The sequence below is a fragment of the Paenibacillus sp. GCM10027626 genome, assembly GCF_042676285.1.
Taxonomy (GTDB): domain Bacteria; phylum Bacillota; class Bacilli; order Paenibacillales; family Paenibacillaceae; genus Paenibacillus_Z.
The window spans coordinates 302188-320483 of the sequence record NZ_JBHTHC010000005.1 but is presented as its reverse complement, the minus strand read 5'-3'; the positions used below and the strand labels follow the sequence as shown (position 1 = coordinate 320483).

The window sequence follows — 18296 nt, the reverse complement described above, 5'->3', positions numbered from 1 at the left end:
AATGTCAGATCAACAATCTGCTGTTCAAGGACATCAAAGCCGCCATCGCCACGAGGGGCCGCGTAAGCATATTATCGCTTTTGTGTTCTCGATTATTTTGACGGTGCTTGCATTTGCGACAGTCGCTGCTGGCGAAATCAATCAAACCTTCACCTATATTGTGCTGATCGGTATGGCGATCGCTCAAGTATTTATCCAAATGGGCTTCTGGATGCATATGAAGGATCGTGGCCATTTCTTCGCTATTTTAGGAATTTTGACAGGCGGATTCGTTGCGTTACTTTGCGTGATCATGGCTCTATATTGGGTTTGGTGGTAAGTTTGTGAACTGAAGAGAGGGAGGTCCTAATCGGCCCCCTCTTTTGTTGTAACAAGAATGGACGAAACAACTGTCTCGGGCTAGTGTAAAGTGAGGAGCGCTGCCGCGCGGCATGTTTCTATCCATAGAAAGGGGCATCCATGATGTTAGGGTTGGAATATTTTAGTTTTGAGGAACAATGGAGTCCACTGTTTTTCTTTTTTATGGCCGCGGTCGTTATTTTATATTTCTATTTGGTCGGCCCGTGGAAGGAGAAACATGCTGCAGCTGCGCCGACTGTTACAGGTAAGCAAAAGTTCCAATTCATTTCAGCGGCAGCGCTTTTCTATCTTGCCCAGGGAGGGCCGCTTGATTTATTAGGCCACTTGACGTTCACGTTTCATATGTCCAGTATGGCCATATCGTATTTGATCGTGCCGCCGCTGCTGCTTCTAAGTATACCTGAATTTTTATGGAAGGCCGCATTTGGACATTCGTTTTGGCGTAAGCTGCGAGTGTTTATGAATCCGATCTTTACGCTGCTGGCATTCAATATTATTTTTTCGCTGTATCATGTTCCGTTGGTTCATGATTATGTCATGACACATTATACAATTCACCGTTTATACTATGTCGTGCTGTTCGTCACTTCGATGATGATGTGGTGGCAAATCGTCGCTCCTGTGCAGGAATGGGCTCGTCTGGTTGATGTGAAAAAGATGGCCTATATTTTTGCGAATGGATTGCTGCTAACACCAGCTTGTGCGTTAATCATTTTTGCTGACAGTACGCTTTATGCCACTTACAATGATCCACAGGTCTGGGTAAAGGCGATGGGGTATTGCGTTGCCGGTGATCCGAGCTATTTGCTTGAGAAATTTAACGGGCCGTCTTTCTTTAATATTATGAAGCCGCTTGAAGACCAGCAGACTGGCGGAGTCATTATGAAGCTGATCCAGGAGATTATGTATGGCGCCATTCTTGCCTATGTGTTCAAGCAATGGTATAAACGTGAGCATGCGGATTCTGACGATGATCTTCCGAATCCCGGTCCGGCAGGTCATGCAGGTGCGAGCAGTTGAGGACATAAAATATGCTGACGCATATGAATTAAGTGAATGAATTGGTGGGATTACGATGTCCATGTATGAAATTTTGCCGATGATCAGTACGAGCTTCATTGTTATCAGTGCAGTATTGGTTGCGATCGGCTGGGCGCTTATTATTAAGCGCAAAACAGAAGCGCACAAGAAAGTGATGATCGCCGCGGCGATTGCGGCGTTGATCTTTTTTATCGTCTATATGTCGCGAACTATATTTGTAGGCAATACAAATTGGGGCGGACCTCCAGATTTGGAAGTGTATTATAAAGTGTTCCTGTTCTTCCATATCATTTTGGCTACTGTAGGAGCCGTATTCGGCATTACAACCTTAACGCTTGCCTTCCGTGAACGTTTTGCCAAACATCGCAAATGGGGACGGATAACGGCAGTCGTATGGTTTGCAACGGCAATTACCGGAGTCACTGTGTATACATTGCTCTATATTATGTATCCGGGTGGACATACGAGTCCGGTGCTTGATGTTTTGTTTGGGTAAAATGCGGGATTTTCTAATTTCGCGGGACAAATTCTAAGAAAATAACTTACAGCACTAAGAGCCTTCCAGTCCACCATATAGATGGACTGAAAGGCTCTCTTTATTTGCGCCGGGAGGAAGCTAAAGAGATTACCCTTTGGAGGCGCCTGCCGTCAATCCCTCAACGAGGAAGCGCTGCAGGAACATAAACAGCAGCGTTACCGGGAGGGCGACCAGCACCGCTCCTGCTGCGAACAGTGTAAATTCCGTCGAATTGCGTTGGCTCACCATCTGATACAAGCCTACTGCGAGCGTCCGCTGCTCTTCTGTGCGCAGCACCAGATCGGCAAAAATAAAATCGACGAAGCTGCCGTTGAATATCATCAGGCTGGCATAGGTGAGCATCGGCCTAGACAGTGGAATCATAATCGAGAAGAACAATCTCATATGGCTCGCGCCGTCGATTCTCGCCGCATCCTCCAGACTTCGGGGTATCGTATCAAAAAAGCCTTTTGCGACAAATATATTAGTAATAATGGCGCCGCTGCTATATACGAGTACAAGCGCCCAGTGAGAATTGAGCAGGTTCATCGTATTGAGCAGAACATAGATCGCGATCATTGCCATAAAGCCCGGAAACATTTGCAGAACCAGCAGTGTGGTCAAGGTTGTTTTGCGGCCTGCAAAGCGGTAACGGGATATGGCGTAGGAGGAAAGCAGCAGCAAGAAGGTGCCTAATACTGTGGACAGAGCCGCAATTTTGAGCGTATTCATGAACCATAGCGGGTAACGTGTATTTTGAAACAGATCCTGGTAGTGCTCCAGGGTGAGCTCTCGCGGAATAAGCGTATCACTGAACAAGCTGTTGCCCGTCTTGAGTGAGGACATGATAATCCAGAGAGCCGGAAACAGGCTAATGCAGCTAAGAACGATCAGCAGAAAATAACTGATGGATAACTTCGCTTTCGTTGCCGCGCGTCTGTTCATACGATCATGTCCTCCTCTTTATAGGATCGGGTTCTGCGGTAGCTCAAGATGGAGAAGGCGGCTACAAGCAGGAAAATGACGATGCCGATGACCGATGCGAAGCTGTACTGGGACTGGTTAAGGGCTAGCTTGTAAAGCCAGGTGACGAGCAAGTCAGTATGGCCGGCATACTGGTAATTGGAGTTGACCGGATCGCCGCTCGTCAGCAAATAAATGACGTTGAAGCTGTTAATATTGCCGGCAAATTGCATAATCAGGATAGGCGCTGTAGTGAAAAGCATCATGGGCAGGGTAATCATGCGAAATTTTTGAAATGATCCCGCTCCGTCCACCTCGGCCGCTTCATACATATCTTTGGGGATCGTCGTCAGAACCCCGATCGCCAGAATCATCGTTACCGGAATGCCCAGCCACATATTGGCCAGAATAACCGTCACCTTGGCCCAGAACGGGTCCGTCAGCCAAGGAAGCCCCTCCAGCCCCAAGGATCTTAAATAACCGTTGACCGGACCGAACTGGCTGTTGAACATATTGCGCATCACAAGCAGCGAAATCATGCTTGGAATCGCAAACGGGACGACCAATACGGTGCGCCACAGCTTCTTGAACCGGATGCCCGGCTGTTGAATAAGCACTGCCACAAGAATGCCGCCCACATAGGTGGTGAAGGTCGCAATGACCGCCCAGGTGAGCGTCCAGGTCAATACGCCGACAAAGGTTGAGCTCCACACCTGCAGATTGACCATTTTGGCAAAATTACCGAAGCCCACCCAATCGACCAGATTGGCAGGCGGCAGAATCGGGTCGGCATAATTGGTGAAAGCCAGAAGAATCGAAAAAATAATTGGCAGAATCGTCAGGAAGAGAACCGCCACAGCAGGCAGCGCCAGCACAAGATAGGCAAAGTGCTTGCGGTTTAGCTCCCGCAACGACTGAATGAAATGATGGGGCTGCCCCCCCTGGTCGCGCGAACGTCCAACCAGGTAAGCATCCCTGACATTTAGCAGATAGACAGCTGCAAAGAGGAACAGAGCAAGCAACGCCATCAGGCCGTCGACCATCATAAAGATCGAATGGTCGCCCTCGACCATCTTGGTCAGCTTGCCAACCTTGACCAGTCTGCTCGGCTCAACCCCCAGTGTAATCAAGCCGTACAAATAATCCTTCAGATGAAACACTATACCATATATCCCGGCCGCATAACCAATCATCATCAGCAGCCCTTTGACAAATTGGCGATTATATATCTGTCCCAGACCCATCATGAGGATGGAAAGGATAACGGCTTTCGTTCTGCTCTGCATTCCGTTAACCACCTTCCATGTTATTTCGAGTCGATATCCGCCTTAATGGTCTTCACCGTCTGGTCAAGCGTCTGCTTCACATCCAGCTTTGGGTCATCCCATACCGAGATGAAGGCGGCCTTCAAAGGGTCCCATACCGAGTTGATCTCGGCAACCGAAGGCATCGGGACGGACTGCTGGAACTGCTGGAAGAACCCGCTCATAATCGGATCGTTTTGCAACTCCGGCGACTCCCCGGCTTCTTTATTGGCCGGAATAGCTCCAGTCATCTCATAGTTTTTCAGCTGATTTTCCTTGCTGCTCGCAAAGTGCGCGAAAATTCGCGCGGCAATCGGATAATTGGTGTACGAATTGACATAGTATGATTTGATCCCGGAAAACGAGATCGAAGGCTTGCCGTTAGGTGCTGCAGGCAGTGGCACAACACCGAAATTGACTTTATCCTTGAAGGCGGCAACCGACCATGGGCCGTCGATATTCAAAGCGAGCTTCCCTTCTTGAAACAGTTGGGTTTTGACATCATAGGTCACATCTCCCGCTTTCATCGGTAAAATGTCACGCAGGCTTTGCAGGAAGGTGAAGCCCTCGATGGTCCCTTCCTTGTTCAGGCCGATGTCTTCAGGGTTCGTATTGTTGTCGCCAAAGATATACCCGCCGAAGCTGCCGATAAACGGATACGTATAATAGCCGACAAATTCCCACATTAACGCAAATTTGTTCTGCTTGGGATCGTTATAGGAGTTTGCGAACTTGATTACATCATCCCATGTCTTCGGCGCCTCAGGCATCAGGTCCTTGTTATAGAACAAGCCGTAGGTTTCTACCGATTTCGGGTAGCCGTACAGGACCCCCTCATAAGTGGAGGCGGCCAATGCCGCATCAACCATCGTGGCGCGCGTCTCTTCCTCGAACAGATCATTTGGGAGCAGCAGTCCCGCCTTTGCCGCCTGGCCGATCTGGTCATGCGGCAGCGTCAGCACGTCCGCCGCGAGCTTGGAAGGGCCGTCGGTCGCCAGGCGCCCGCCTTGCTGGCCGCCAGCCAGCTCCTCGACTGTGACGGGGACGCCATACTCCGCTTCAAAGGACTTCGCAATCTGCTGCATATACTCAAGCTGCTCTTTCGCTTCCCATACGACCAGCTTCGCGCCCTCCTCCGGGGCGTATTCCTCATCCCCGGCCGTTTCCGCATTTTTGCCCGGATCAGCTTCGGAGCCCGTATTGACCGGCTTGTTGCCCGGCTTATTGCCGCCTCCATTGCCGCTGCAGGCTGTCATGGCCAGCAACAGCGCAAGACAAATAAAAATGAGTTTCCAATTTCCCTTCGGTGTTTTGAACATCGTACAACCGCCCTTTCTTTTTCATTTGGTGACGCATTTGGTGTGACACATGAGGGACGTTCCATGCCACTGCTCTTGCAAACATTACCCTTCACAGAAGCAGTCATAAAAGCAAAAAAGGGTACAACCTGCAGCATAAGCCGAGGTTGTACCCTTCTGGATACATTGCCTTTAAATTATCATAGGCGATGGATAACTGTTTACGTGCCCCCATCATACAGCAAGCATAAAAACGTTTGCAAATCGGTCCAGCAATCAATTCTGCCTGTTTTTTGAATATTATCTCTGATTACCTCACTTTTTTACCTGTTTCCTCCACCATACGCCGGTTTTTTTGAAATTACTTCTCGTTGCCGCCCGAGCATCAAAATGATTGCCATCGCGGAAACAATGTGATACCATGGAGAAAATTTAAAGGCAATGAAACTTTCGGGTTCAACCTCGGTCTATTCAGAGGTTGGACCTTTTTTGATTTTATAGAATTTATAAGTTTCACTAGGGTAAATTCTATAAAATTTCAGGGGAAGAAACTTGCCTCGCGCCAAGGACGGCGTCAGCCGTTTCTTCTCACGTTTTCATGCCTGAAGGAGGCCATCATTGATGATTATGCTGGAAGCGGTATACCATCGCATCGGGCTTAACTGGTCCTATGCGTACCATGAATCTACGGTCCACATCCGCCTGCGCACAAAGCGGGACAATGTGGCACGAGTGCAATTGGTGTGCGGTGACAAGTACAGCTGGGAGAAATATAATGAGTCCGTTAACATGGAGCGGTTTGCTTCGGATGGGTTGTTCGATTACTGGCAGGCAGCCATTCGGCCGCGGTTTCGCCGGGTCGTCTACTATTTTGCCCTCCAGGAGGAAGCGGGCCAGACCGTTTACTTTTTGGAGAAAGGCTTTTTCGATACGCCCCCAGCCATTCTGTATGAAGGGCTGTTCGACTTTCCTTTTCTTAATCGCGAGGATGTTCACTCCCCGCCTGAATGGGTCAAAGAAGCGGTCTTCTACCAAATATTCCCTGAGCGCTTTGCCAAAGGAGATCCGTCCATCGACCCGGAGGGTGTGCTGGAGTGGGGCGGCGTGCCAAGCCCGACCAACTTTTTTGGCGGCGATCTGCAAGGGGTTATCGATCGTCTGGATCATCTGACGGATCTGGGCATCAATGTGATTTATTTTAATCCGCTGTTCTTCGCTACAACCAATCACAAGTACGACACGCGCGATTATATGCTCGTCGATCCTCAATTCGGTACGAACGAGAAGCTTAAGGAATTGATCGACGCCTGTCACGCCTCGGATATACGGGTGATTCTGGACGGTGTATTCAATCATTGCGGCCATACATTCCCGCCCTTTGTCGATGTGCAAAAGAACGGTCTGGCCTCCCGCTATGCGGACTGGTTCCACATAAAGGAATGGCCGCTCAAGGTGGAGAACGGCATCCCGAACTATGCTACCTTCGGCTTTGAGCCGATTATGCCAAAGCTGAACACGGGCAATGAGGAGGTCAAAGCTTATTTGCTGGAGGTGGGCCGATACTGGATTGGCGAGTTGGGCCTGGACGGCTGGCGATTGGATGTAGCCAATGAGGTGGATCATCAATTCTGGCGCGAATTCCGCCGCGAGATCAAGCGGGTGAACCCGGACGCTTACCTGCTCGGCGAAATTATGCATGACGCGATGCCTTGGCTGCAGGGCGATCAGTTCGACGCCGTTATGAACTACCCGTTCACCAACATTGTGCTTGATTTCTTTGCCAGAAGGCGCACCGACGCCATTCAGTTCGCCCAGAGCATCAACACCCAGCTGGCCAGCTTTCCGCAGCAGGTAACTGAGGCTGCCTTTAATCTACTGGGCAGTCATGATACGGTAAGGCTGTTAACTTTATGCGGCGGCAATGTGCGGCAGATGAAGCTGGCTGTGCTGTTCCAGTTAACCTTTCAGGGAGCGCCCTGCATCTACTACGGGGATGAGATCGGTCTCGACGGTGAGCATGATCCCTACAACCGCAAATGTATGGAATGGGACCCGGCGAAGCAGGACCGGGAGCTGCTCGCCTTTTTCCGCCACATAATTGCCCTTCGCAAATCCCATCCCTGCTTGCGCGGCAGCGGACTGAAATTTCTGGCGGCTTCCGGGCAGCCGCAGCTGCTCGCCTACGAGCGGATGGATGAGCAGGAGCGCTTCCTCCTTCTGCTGAACAATGATGCGGCCGCATTGTCGGTCACGGTGCAAACTGGCGGACAGAGCGCGCTATGGCTGGATGCCGGCAGCGATGGCGATGTCCAATGGTCTGATGGGGTTGTGCAGGTTGAGCTCCCTGGTTTTGGCTATGCCATCCTGCACGCCCCTGCAAGCAGCGGCTCTGAGGAAATTATCCTGTCCGGGCAGAAGCGTCTGGCCCAAGTATAACGTGGCCTAATCTAACGGATGTCACGGCCGCTAATTTCGAAAATTTGGCCGATTTGAAATTGTAACGGAACTGTGCGCCGTTATTTGATGATCATGAGCACGATTTCGCCCAAAAACGTCCAATTAAGATCGCCCACATCCGTTAGATTTCAAAAAGGAAGGTAATTGGCGAAATAAGGTCCATGGCTTCCGTTAGAAAAAACGCTTTGCGGCTTGCCCTTTCCGCACCAAGGACGGCGTCAGCCGTTTCTTCTCAGAATAAATGCTGAAACCTGTAAAGGGGATTTGTCGTCAATAATGATACGACAGAGAGGAGTGACTGGAGTAAGATGAAATCGCTATTGACGGCCGTGCTTGCAGCAGTGGTAGTGATGGGGACGACTGCATGTACAAAAGAGGAAAGCATACAAATTGTTAAGGAAGAAGAAAAGGCTGATAGTCAGAGAGTAGTAGATGCAGGGCAGTGGAAGGAGGGACGATTTGCTTTTGCCGATGAAAGCGGGACTAAGCTGCTAACAACCAATAACGATGGTGCGGCAAATGAGGATCAAGATAAGTTGAAAGGCTTGAATCGGGCGATTGGGGCTGGCGGTCAAATTGTATCAGTACGATACATTGGTGCCCAGCAAGCTACTGATCAAGATAATGGGAGGCAAACTGCGGGCAATTTTGCTAATCTGGCTGGTGATTTATTTGAGCTTACTGAAGGGCAAGCGGAAGCTAATGAAACGTACTTTTTGCTCCCTGATGCTGTGTTGCCAAAGGAAGCTTTACTAACCGTGACAGTGAAAAGTGATCGTACAGTAGACGCCGCCATTACAAAGCAGATTGAAAAACAAAAAGAACGAAAAATTGAGTCCATCTGGGCAATAGCAGAGGTGGGCGAAGAACATCCCCGGACGATTTATGTCATGCAATTTGTAAGACAAGACAACGATATGCTTGCAAGTTTGGCAGTTGAGCGGCAGGATGGGACGCTCCTGTTTCAAGATTATCCGGCAGAATATGATGAATTTTCCACATGGCGAGTTGACGATGGGGGCGAAATTTCTGAAGGGATGTTCTCGATTCTGCTCGCGGCAAAGACCGGCTCAGGACTGCTCTTGGGTGTAAAGTGGATGGGGGCTGAAGGGGAGAACGTGTTCTTCCTGCAGCAGCAAGAGGATAAGCTTCAAGATATAGGTTTAAGAGATGGCCGTTATATGTCGCCGATTTAAACAAAATCATGTGCGCGGCGGAAAAAAGTGTTGCGAAATCGCTGGGATCAATTCGTGATCTTCAGCGTTTTTTTATGCAAAAAAAAGGATTTGACATCTGAACACACTGTGATTATACTGTGTATAAAGATATATACAGTATGATGACTGGAGGGAGCTTGGTTGACCACCTGGCAAAGTACAAGGCAGTTGTTTTTGCATGAGCTGCGCGGCTCATTGACCGGGGCTTTAGTGACAGCCGTTTTTTTCGGGTATATGGGCGTCGTTTTTCTTCCTTTACTGGGTACGTTTTTCGATAGCTACGGACAGAAGGTTGAGCTGTGGCATTGGGCGGGAGATTTTGTGTTCTTAACGGTCATCCCAAGCCTTGGCTTCACTATGAATTTCGCTGCGCTCCGTTACTGGAAAAACGATACGTACAGTAACAAGCTCGCCTATTGGCGCACACTGCCGATCAGCCTTAACTCCATTGTGTTTGCTCGCATGGCGCTGCTTGTTGTCATTCTAATTTTGATGAGTCTGTTTTACTTTTCACTAGAATATGTGCTCCTGAAGCAAATGCAGGATATGATGGGATTTAGCCAATATTTGAACTTTGTCCTTTTCTGGGTAGGCTACGCACTCCTTATGGGATCCACATATATGTACTGGGAGCTCTCCAGCAATGGCAAGACTTATTTTATGATCTGCTGGGCGTACTTTTTAGTTTACGGTGCTTTGCTGCTTATTCTTGGCCTGCTGGATATTAAGCCGCTCAATCTTTCGCTTAAATGGGCAATTGAATATAACTGGACAGGTTCGCTCGTCATGGCCGCCGCAGGTTTATTGTCCTTGTTTACAATGGGGCATTTGCTTCGCAAGAGACTGGAAGTACGCAGTATTTTAGATTAACTTGAATATGGAAATGTCAGAAGCGAAGAAGGTGAGCAGGCAACAGTGTGGATACCGATTCAGATTAACGAATTGAGCGCCGAGCCGCTATATCACCAGATTGAAGTTCAGCTTCGGGCGCTGATCTTCAGCGGACAATTGGCAGAAGGCACATTGCTGCCTTCGATCCGGGAGCTGGCACAATCTGTAAAATGCAGTGTCATTACAATTCGGCGCGTCTATCAGGACCTTGAAAACGAAGGGCTGCTGCGCACGAGACAAGGAACGGGAACGTTCGTGGCCAAGGTCGGGGACGAAGTAAGGGACCAGCAGCGCCGGAGCGCAGTTATTGAAGCGTTTGAAGCGGCTGTAGATGCTGGGATAAGAGTACAGTGCTCAGATGAAGAAATGCTGACAATCTTGCAGGAAGTGCTGCAGCGCAAACGACAAATGGAGACAGAAGGCGGAGGTGAATAAATGGTGGATGAAATCGCAATTGATATACAAGGCATACGATTAAAAAGGAAACATTTTCAGCTTGGTCCGATCGATTTGCAAATTCCCCGCGGTTATGTGACGGCAATCGTCGGGCCTAACGGCTCCGGGAAAAGCTCCTTATTCCGCTTGATGATGGATATTGGCAAGCCGGAGTCCGGGAAAATCGAGGTTCTCGGCCTGCCGGTTGGCGGAGAAGATAAGGAGCTCAAGCAGCGTATCGGGTATTTGCCGGAAAAGCCGTACGAACTGGAAGATAAAATGCGGGGCCAAGACAAAGCAGCTTTCATAAGTCAGTGGTATCCGGGCTGGGATATGAATCGATATCAGGAACTGGTGAGAAGGTTTGAGATCGACCCGTCATTAAAGCTGGGGAAAATGTCTAAAGGGATGCGGCGCAAATTCGATTTGCTTGTCACACTAGCCCATAATCCGGAGCTGCTGCTGCTCGACGAGCCGTCTTCCGGGCTTGATCCGATCGCTTGGCGCACGATGATCGATGCGATAACAAATTATATGGAACGGGGAGATCGGACAGTTCTCATAGCGTCGCATATTATTGATGAAATTAAACGTTTGGCCGATTATATTGTGTTCATCATTCACGGCCGGGTGCTGGGGGTATATGAGAAGGACGCGTTGCTTGAATCCTGGTATGCATACTATATCGATACACGGAGCGGTTTTAACCGCTGGAAGTCGATTCCCGGCTTTTGCGGCTTAGAGGAGCAGGGAGGAAATCGGGTGAAAGTGATCTCGAATGATGCACAGCGGGCAGAAGAATGGCTACAGACAGAGGAGCTTCAGCTGCTTGGACGGCAAAAGCTTGAGCTGGACGATATACTCGCTGTACTCATTGAGCAGGAAAGAAAGCAAATCCGATCTTGAGCAAGAGGAAGGAGAAAAACGATAATGGTTCCATTGAAAGTAGAAAACATTATGAAGCAGTATGGGGAGAAGACTGCGGTTAACGGCATTAGCTTTGAAGTCGGTCAAGGGGAGATCTACGGCTTGCTTGGCGGCAACGGAGCAGGCAAAACGACAACGATGCGCATGGTGCTTGGCCTGATTTATCCCGATGGTGGACAAATTTTTTATCATGGCAAACCATATAGCGCCCAGCAGCTGCAAGCGCTCGGTTACTTGCCGGAGGAGCGCGGTTTGTATCCGAAAGTGAAGGTCAGTGATCAAATTCTATATTTGGCACAGCTTCGGGGGATGTCGCGCAAGGATGCGGACCGCAGTTTAAAGCGCTGGCTGGACCGCTTCGGAGTTCCAGAATATTATGGCAAAAGAGTAGAAGAGCTGTCCAAAGGCAATCAGCAAAAAATCCAGTTCATAGCCGCTGTTATTCATGAGCCGAAAATTATTATTATGGATGAGGCCTTCAGCGGATTGGACCCTGTCAACGTGGAATTGTTGAAGTCGACGGTCAAGGAGCTGCGCGATAACGGCACCAGCATCTTGTTCTCCACGCACCGCATGGAGCATGTGGAGGAGTTATGCCGCAATATTACGATTTTGCACAAATCGAACCCTGTTTTACAAGGCAACTTGAAGAACATTAAAAAGCAATTCCCGCGCGAGCGGGTGCTGCTGGGCACTGGCAGCGAAGTGACTGGTCTGGAAAAGGTTGCAGGCGTGACCAAAGTGGTGCGCCATGAGTACGGGTATGAAGTGTTTATTGACCGTGAGGATGCAGGGAGGCCGATCTTGGAGCTGGCCATGCAGCAAACAGAAATACAGCGCTTTGAAGTCATGGAGCCAACTTTGAATGAAATCTTTATTAAAACGGTAGGTGAGCGGCATGAGTAACAATTTCTGGACAGTCGTCGGGTTTACAGTACGCAATAAGTTTAAAGGAAAAGCTTTTACAATAACGACGGTCATCATTGCGTTAATTATGAGCATCGGCATCAATATGCCATATATCATTTCTCAATTTAGCAGCGGCGAGAGCAACGCGACGGCAATCGGTTATATTGAGAAAAGTGAAGGAAGCGGGTTGTTTAGCGAAAAGCAGGTTGCTGCCATGCTGTCCGACTATTTTAATGCGGCGGAAAAACCGGATTTGAAGATGGTGCCGTTCGCCGATACCGGGGCGCAAGAAAGCAATGAGAAGATTTTAAAAGAAGCGATTAGCGACGGCAAAATAAAAGGCTATATCGAATTTGCACCGAATGCCGGCACCGGTTTTCCGGATGTCATCTATAAATCTGAAAAGCTGATGGAGCACGGCAATACACAAGCACTCAAAATAGCACTGCAAGCCATTAAAACGGACAGTGTATTGAAGGATGCAGGCCTGACTGCCGAACAGAAAAAAATGCTCAATGATCCGATTGAAGTAAATGCAGTACAAATTACGACCGCTGAAGGTGCTGGATCTGTCGGTCAAGGCAAAAGCAATTCTCAGCAAGCGATGGATATGGGCGTCGTCTATGTGATCATCATTCTGCTCTTTATGGCCATTATGATAACCGGCCAAATGATTGCCAGTGAAATTACAGCTGAAAAAAGCTCGCGCGTCATGGAAATTCTGATTACAAGTGTCTCGCCGCTTAAAAGCATGTTCGGTAAAATCTTCGGCATGTTCATTGTCGGTCTGACGCAAGTATTAGTCTATGTCGCTGTCATTATCATCAATATGACACTGCCGCATAATGCCGAACCGCTGGCAGCGCTCAATATCCGCTTAAGCGATATTGACCCTGTACTGTTGGTTTACGCCTTGATCTTCTACTTGGCAGGATACTTCTTGTTTGCGACATTATTCGCCGCAGTCGGCTCGATCGTCAGCCGCACTGAGGATTTGGGGCAAGCGGTGCTGCCGATTACGATGATTGCTTTGGCCGGCTTCTACATCTGTATGTTTGGCGGATTAAACAATCCGGATTCTATGCTGATGAAGGTTTCCTCCTTCATTCCATTGTTCTCGCCTTATGCGATGGTTGTCCGTCTTGGCTTGTCCGATCCGGCACTATGGGAAGTGTGGTTGTCGATCATCCTGCTGTTTGCTACGATTTATGTGGCCGGCTGGCTGTCCGCCCGTATTTATCGCGCGGGTGTGCTCATGTACGGCAAACGTCCTTCGTTCAAAGAGCTGCGCAAAGCGATGAAAGCTTATAAAGTGTAACTGTGCAGTAGTTTATGATTATAGTTGAGATATATTTGATTAATATTTGAGACTTTTGTTAATAGATGTTTGAGACAAATTGGAACCCTTGATAGATCAATATTATTGATTTATCAAGGGTTTTCTTTTCGATTATTTTCATACCAACTCTTCCCAACAAGCATTTATTATGATAGCATTTGCTTGAGCTGCTTTATAATTATAAGTGATACAAATCGAAAATCGAAAGAAGGTCTTCCCTCGAAAGATGCCTAGTAAAAAAGGGACCCTCATTGCTCCGAAAAAAATCAGAATTTTCAGTAAACTTAATGATTTTGAAGAGCAGTACTCCCTTGTTATTTTTGGAATATAATTAAAGTATTTGGACAAAAGTGCAAGTAGTAACCTGGGTGATATGGTATAATTTCCATGCCGGCGTGTGGATGACTGCCAACACGCAGCGCCCCACCGCACGCTGGGAGCTGCGCGGTGCAGAGTTGCTTTTTCGTTTCGTATTAATTACAAAAAAGAATTGGAGTGCTTTGATGGAGAAAAATGTTGCTGAATATCACCAGTTAATACTCCCCACCTTACGGGCTTTAGCTTAAATCATCTCCGAGGAGCAATATTTATAACGTCAGAGAATAATGTTTTAGAGACCATTGATCACCTTGTCCACGAAAACGGACATAATAAGCTAGATATTCTAAATGACTTACATCCTCTTATTGAGCCTTCTTCACAAGAAGATCTCTATCCTTCACCTTGGCGTACAGACTTACGACCAATGGAGGGGCTATTGCACGGAGCTTATGTTTTTACCTTAGTACGATATGCTTAGGCAACAATTGCGAAGGAAAGAAGTGAATATTTAGATATAGTTAAAAATCGAGTTGAGTTGTACAAAAAGTAAGTAGAGGAATCCTTGGATACCATTACCGAAAAATCTAAATTGACTTTAACCGGTAGTTTATTTGTTAAAAAGTTGAAAAGAGTATCAGGGAAAGGATCCATTGAAATGAACTCAACAAAAAATAATACAACTCATTTGTTTATTTTTTCTTTATTTCGGAGTGTTGTCCTTATATCGAAATCCGCTCCTAAAGAGATATTAATATCAATGGCTATCAATGCAGTATTCGGAAGTGGACCGGCAGTTTTACTTTATTTGGGGAAATTAGTAATTGATCAAACTCAAGATTTATCTAAGTTTTTTAATGGTAATGCTATGGCCACACTGCTCTTAAATAATCATTTGATCTGGATTGTTGTCGCTTTCATAATATTAAACGTTATACTTGACTCTGTAGAAACTATTAACGGCTTTGTTTTCTCCTCATTACGTGATCGATTACAGGGTATTATTAAGGCAAAAGTATTCCATAAAATCTCAGAATTTGAGGATATAGCGCTGTTTGAAAGTCCAAAACTACTTAATATACTTCAACTTGCTCAGCAAAGTATTCCTAGAATCACTCAACTTTCTAATGTAATAACAAATTTAATCACTGGTTTTTTTGTATTCATTCCTGTTCTCATTCTTTCCTTTTCAATTTCGTGGTGGATACCTATTGTTATTTTTGTAACGGCAATCCCATCTGTTTGGGTACAGCTTCGTTACGAAGAAATTACATGGAGTGTTGTACAAGCACAAGCAGCTCTTGCAAGAAAAATGGGCATTAGTGAGAGGCTGTTAACAGGTGGAGAATATGCAAAAGAAATCCGCCAATTTCGGCTTCAATCGTTACTATTAAGAAAATGGCGCGACTTATTTGACACAGCTTTTCGCGAGATGTTTCAGGTGAGAAAGAAAGGAACCATCAGTGTAACATTTTGGTCTATTGTTAGCGGATTAGGGGCTGGAATTCCTTATCTTTTTGTGGTGTTAATGGCTATAAGTGGCCAGTTTAGCATCGGCGATCTTGCAATGTATGCCGGACTTGTGTTTCAAGTGCGTAGGAGCTTATTTGTGCTCATTGGAAATACAACAGATATTCAAGGTGTTACAAAGGCATCTATAGCAATATTCGAATTATTGGATATGAAGCCTAGCATGAAAGATCTAACATATGAAGAGCAAGAAAAAATTTCGAAGAAAGATGCAAACCATACTGCAGGGATTACCATAAGTGGTGTTTCGTTTTCATATCCTGGAAGCAATAGGGATGTTCTTAAAGATATTTATTTATCAGTAGACCCAGGGGAAATGGTTGTTATTGTAGGGGAGAATGGTGCTGGCAAAACTACCTTAACTAAACTGCTGTGTAGGTTATACGATCCAAACGAAGGGGCAATTATCTGGGGGGGCCGCGACATACGAACTTTAGATATTAACGAACTAAGAAATAAAATTGCGGTTGTCAATCAAGACTTTTCACGTTTTCCGGCAACTGTAAGGGAAAACATAGGTTACGGTTTTCTGGAGTTTCTGGAGAATGATCGCGAAATTATGCGTGCAGCTGAAAAAGTCGGAATTAAAGCGATTATTGAATCTTTACCCAAAGTGCTCGAAACTCCTCTCAGTAAAGAACTAGAGGATGGAGTTGATCTTTCAGGAGGTCAATGGCAGAGGATGGCGATAGCACGTGCTTTATTGCGGTATGAACAAGCTGAAATATTATTGCTCGATGAGCCTACGGCCTCGCTGGACCCAAATACAGAGCATGATGTGTTTCAATTATTCAGGGAAATGACAGAAGGAAAAATTAGTTTTGTTGTTAGTCACCGTTTATCTTTGGCCCGTCATGCCGATAAAATTGTGGTCATGGACGGTGGGAAAATCGTGGAGATAGGATCGCACGAAGAATTAATGGACAAAAAAGAGTTGTACTACACTATGTTCACGAAGCAAGCGAGTAGTTATGCAGATCAGTAAATTGTAGAAATAGATCTTAAAAAAATTCCCTCCTATTATGCGCATCGCCTGAAATAATTGTGAAAAAGATTCTAATCCCTAGAGTAGACGAACAATTTGAATATATTTGAGGGCAATCAGTTTCAGGAGGAAATAATATAATGATTGTATGCTCAATGCATGAAATAGGAAAAATGTATGGTTCGGATTGGATATTCAAGGATATAAATATACGAATTCAAGATGCTGAGCGTGTCGGTATTGTAGGTGAGAATGGAAGTGGCAAAACAACATTATTAAAATTGATATCTGGAGTTGACGAACCTGATTCTGGGCAAATATTTATCAAAAAGAATATAAAAGTGGGCTATTTAAAACAAATCCCAGATTACTGTAGTTCAACTGAGGTTATGCAAGTATTAATACAACCATTCAGTAATTTATTGGAAATAAAAAAGGAAATAGATTTGTTAGCAACGAAAATGACTCAGTTAAATTCGGATGATCAGCGCTTAGACGAGATAATGACACAATACACATCACTTGTAGAAGAATTTGATCAGAAACACGGGTATCTTATTGAAACAAAGATAGCGAAGGTTTTAAAGGGTCTTTCTATTGACGAGCGGATCACGAAAGGTTCATTTGGTATTTTAAGTGGAGGGGAAAAGACAAAAATCGAACTAGCCACAGTATTATTACATGAACCTGATTTATTACTCTTGGATGAACCGACCAATCATCTAGATTTAACCGCAATTGAATGGCTGGAAAACTATCTGTCCCAATATAAAGGTACGATTATGGTTATATCTCATGATCGATATTTCCTTGATAGAATAGCAAAAAAGATTTATCACATTGAGGATGGGAAAATAACACCTTTTTATGGGAATTATTCTTATTTCACTTCAGCAAAGGAAAATAAACTAGGTTCTGAGTATCATAATTATAAAGAGCAGCAAAAAAAAATTCAGAAAATAGAAACATCTATTAAACGTTTGCGAGAATTTGGGTTATATAGTAGGGCAAATAGTAAGGAAAAGGCATTAGAACGGATGGAACTAATTGAAAAGCCAATATTAGAGCGGCCGAAAATTGATATTGATTTTAATGTTGAAAATCGTTCAAGTCAAGATGTAGTTGTTCTCAATAACGTCTCAAGATCATTTTGTGATCGTGTTCTTTTTGAAGAAGTGGACATAATAATAAGATATAAAGAGAAGGTAGCCATTGTTGGGAATAATGGTACTGGTAAAACAACACTAATTAAAATCATTCAAGGTGAGTTACAGCCTGACTTAGGTACTGTATACATCGGACCCGGGGTGAAGAAAGGTTATATTTCACAAAATGAATTCGATAACTTTAATAATGAAACATTGATAAATGTTTTTCGAGATGAAGTGAAGGTCGATGAAGATGAAGCAGAAAAATTACTCTCAGGATTTCTTTTTTTTGGAGATGTATTACATAGAAAGATACGCAATTTAAGTGGTGGTGAACGCATGAGACTGCGTCTAGCTCAGCTTATGTATCAAGACCTAAATTTACTTATCCTTGATGAGCCTACGAACCATCTAGATATTGCTTCAAGAGAAGTTTTAGAAAAAGCACTTGAAGATTTTGATGGAACAATTATTGCAGTATCTCATGATCGATTTTTTCTGAATAAGATGTTTCATCGAATTTACTGGATAGAAAATAATAAAATATTAGGATATGAAGGGAACTTAGAAGAAGTCAAGAGAAAGAGAAGAGTAGAATATTAATGGTGGGCGGACCAATCCTTAATTTGGTACTCAAGTTCCCTTGTTTACACACGC

The 18296-nt window shown here is 45.7% G+C and carries 16 protein-coding genes; 13 read left to right on the top strand and 3 right to left on the bottom strand.

Annotated features, from left to right (window positions below; translation table 11 throughout):
* Position 1: 1 nt before the first annotated feature.
* The 3 genes from ACFQ0N_RS12785 (at position 2) to ACFQ0N_RS12775 (ending at position 1897) form a co-directional block, all read left to right on the top strand.
* The gene (locus ACFQ0N_RS12785) at positions 2-319 is read left to right on the top strand and encodes a cytochrome C oxidase subunit IV family protein (protein ID WP_379326538.1); all 318 of its coding nucleotides are present in this window, start codon (positions 2-4) and stop codon (positions 317-319) included.
* Between the two features lie 140 nt (positions 320-459).
* A complete protein-coding gene (gene ctaG / locus ACFQ0N_RS12780) occupies positions 460-1380 on the top strand; it encodes a cytochrome c oxidase assembly factor CtaG (protein WP_379326536.1) in 921 nt (306 codons plus the stop codon).
* 55 nt (positions 1381-1435) lie between these two features.
* Positions 1436-1897, top strand: a complete 462-nt coding sequence (locus ACFQ0N_RS12775) for a DUF420 domain-containing protein (RefSeq protein ID WP_379326534.1) — start codon at positions 1436-1438, stop codon at positions 1895-1897.
* A gap of 129 nt (positions 1898-2026) precedes the next feature.
* Here ACFQ0N_RS12775 and ACFQ0N_RS12770 read toward each other — a convergent pair whose 3' ends face one another.
* Genes ACFQ0N_RS12770 through ACFQ0N_RS12760 form a run of 3 tightly spaced genes read right to left on the bottom strand, consistent with a single transcriptional unit; the run spans position 2027 to position 5504 of the window.
* Positions 2027-2863, bottom strand: a complete 837-nt coding sequence (locus ACFQ0N_RS12770; RefSeq protein WP_379326532.1) for a sugar ABC transporter permease — start codon at positions 2861-2863, stop codon at positions 2027-2029.
* Positions 2860-4167, bottom strand: a complete 1308-nt coding sequence (locus tag ACFQ0N_RS12765; protein ID WP_379326530.1) for a sugar ABC transporter permease — start codon at positions 4165-4167, stop codon at positions 2860-2862. Before ACFQ0N_RS12765 ends, ACFQ0N_RS12770 begins: the two co-directional genes overlap by 4 nt.
* 20 nt (positions 4168-4187) lie before the next feature.
* Complete coding sequence (locus ACFQ0N_RS12760; protein ID WP_379326528.1) at positions 4188-5504, bottom strand: sugar ABC transporter substrate-binding protein; 1317 nt, start codon at positions 5502-5504, stop codon at positions 4188-4190.
* A gap of 600 nt (positions 5505-6104) precedes the next feature.
* Between ACFQ0N_RS12760 and ACFQ0N_RS12755 the strand changes: the two genes are divergently transcribed.
* From ACFQ0N_RS12755 to ACFQ0N_RS12710, 10 genes are all read left to right on the top strand, one after another.
* On the top strand, positions 6105-7919 hold the full coding sequence (locus tag ACFQ0N_RS12755) for a glycoside hydrolase family 13 protein (protein ID WP_379326526.1): 1815 nt from the start codon (positions 6105-6107) through the stop codon (positions 7917-7919).
* 329 nt (positions 7920-8248) lie between these two features.
* Positions 8249-9136 carry a hypothetical protein gene (locus ACFQ0N_RS12750; RefSeq protein ID WP_379326524.1) on the top strand — a complete coding sequence of 296 codons (888 nt, stop codon included), beginning with the start codon at positions 8249-8251 and terminating at the stop codon, positions 9134-9136.
* A 162-nt stretch (positions 9137-9298) separates the two neighbouring features.
* Positions 9299-10027 (top strand): ABC-2 transporter permease, encoded by a 729-nt coding sequence (locus ACFQ0N_RS12745; protein WP_379326522.1) that lies wholly within the window; start codon positions 9299-9301, stop codon positions 10025-10027.
* A 45-nt stretch (positions 10028-10072) separates the two neighbouring features.
* A complete protein-coding gene (locus ACFQ0N_RS12740) occupies positions 10073-10483 on the top strand; it encodes a GntR family transcriptional regulator (RefSeq protein WP_379326520.1) in 411 nt (136 codons plus the stop codon).
* On the top strand, positions 10484-11389 hold the full coding sequence (locus tag ACFQ0N_RS12735; protein WP_379326518.1) for an ABC transporter ATP-binding protein: 906 nt from the start codon (positions 10484-10486) through the stop codon (positions 11387-11389).
* Positions 11390-11413: 24 nt separating this feature from the next.
* Positions 11414-12316 carry an ABC transporter ATP-binding protein gene (locus tag ACFQ0N_RS12730; RefSeq protein ID WP_379326516.1) on the top strand — a complete coding sequence of 301 codons (903 nt, stop codon included), beginning with the start codon at positions 11414-11416 and terminating at the stop codon, positions 12314-12316.
* Positions 12309-13637 (top strand): ABC transporter permease, encoded by a 1329-nt coding sequence (locus ACFQ0N_RS12725; RefSeq protein ID WP_379326514.1) that lies wholly within the window; start codon positions 12309-12311, stop codon positions 13635-13637. Before ACFQ0N_RS12730 ends, ACFQ0N_RS12725 begins: the two co-directional genes overlap by 8 nt.
* A gap of 544 nt (positions 13638-14181) precedes the next feature.
* Positions 14182-14457 carry an aKG-HExxH-type peptide beta-hydroxylase gene (locus ACFQ0N_RS12720; protein ID WP_379326674.1) on the top strand — a complete coding sequence of 92 codons (276 nt, stop codon included), beginning with the start codon at positions 14182-14184 and terminating at the stop codon, positions 14455-14457.
* 84 nt (positions 14458-14541) lie between these two features.
* Positions 14542-16491 (top strand): ABC transporter ATP-binding protein, encoded by a 1950-nt coding sequence (locus tag ACFQ0N_RS12715; protein WP_379326512.1) that lies wholly within the window; start codon positions 14542-14544, stop codon positions 16489-16491.
* 140 nt (positions 16492-16631) lie between these two features.
* Positions 16632-18242 carry an ABC-F family ATP-binding cassette domain-containing protein gene (locus tag ACFQ0N_RS12710; RefSeq protein ID WP_379326510.1) on the top strand — a complete coding sequence of 537 codons (1611 nt, stop codon included), beginning with the start codon at positions 16632-16634 and terminating at the stop codon, positions 18240-18242.
* The last annotated feature ends 54 nt before the right edge of the window (positions 18243-18296 follow it).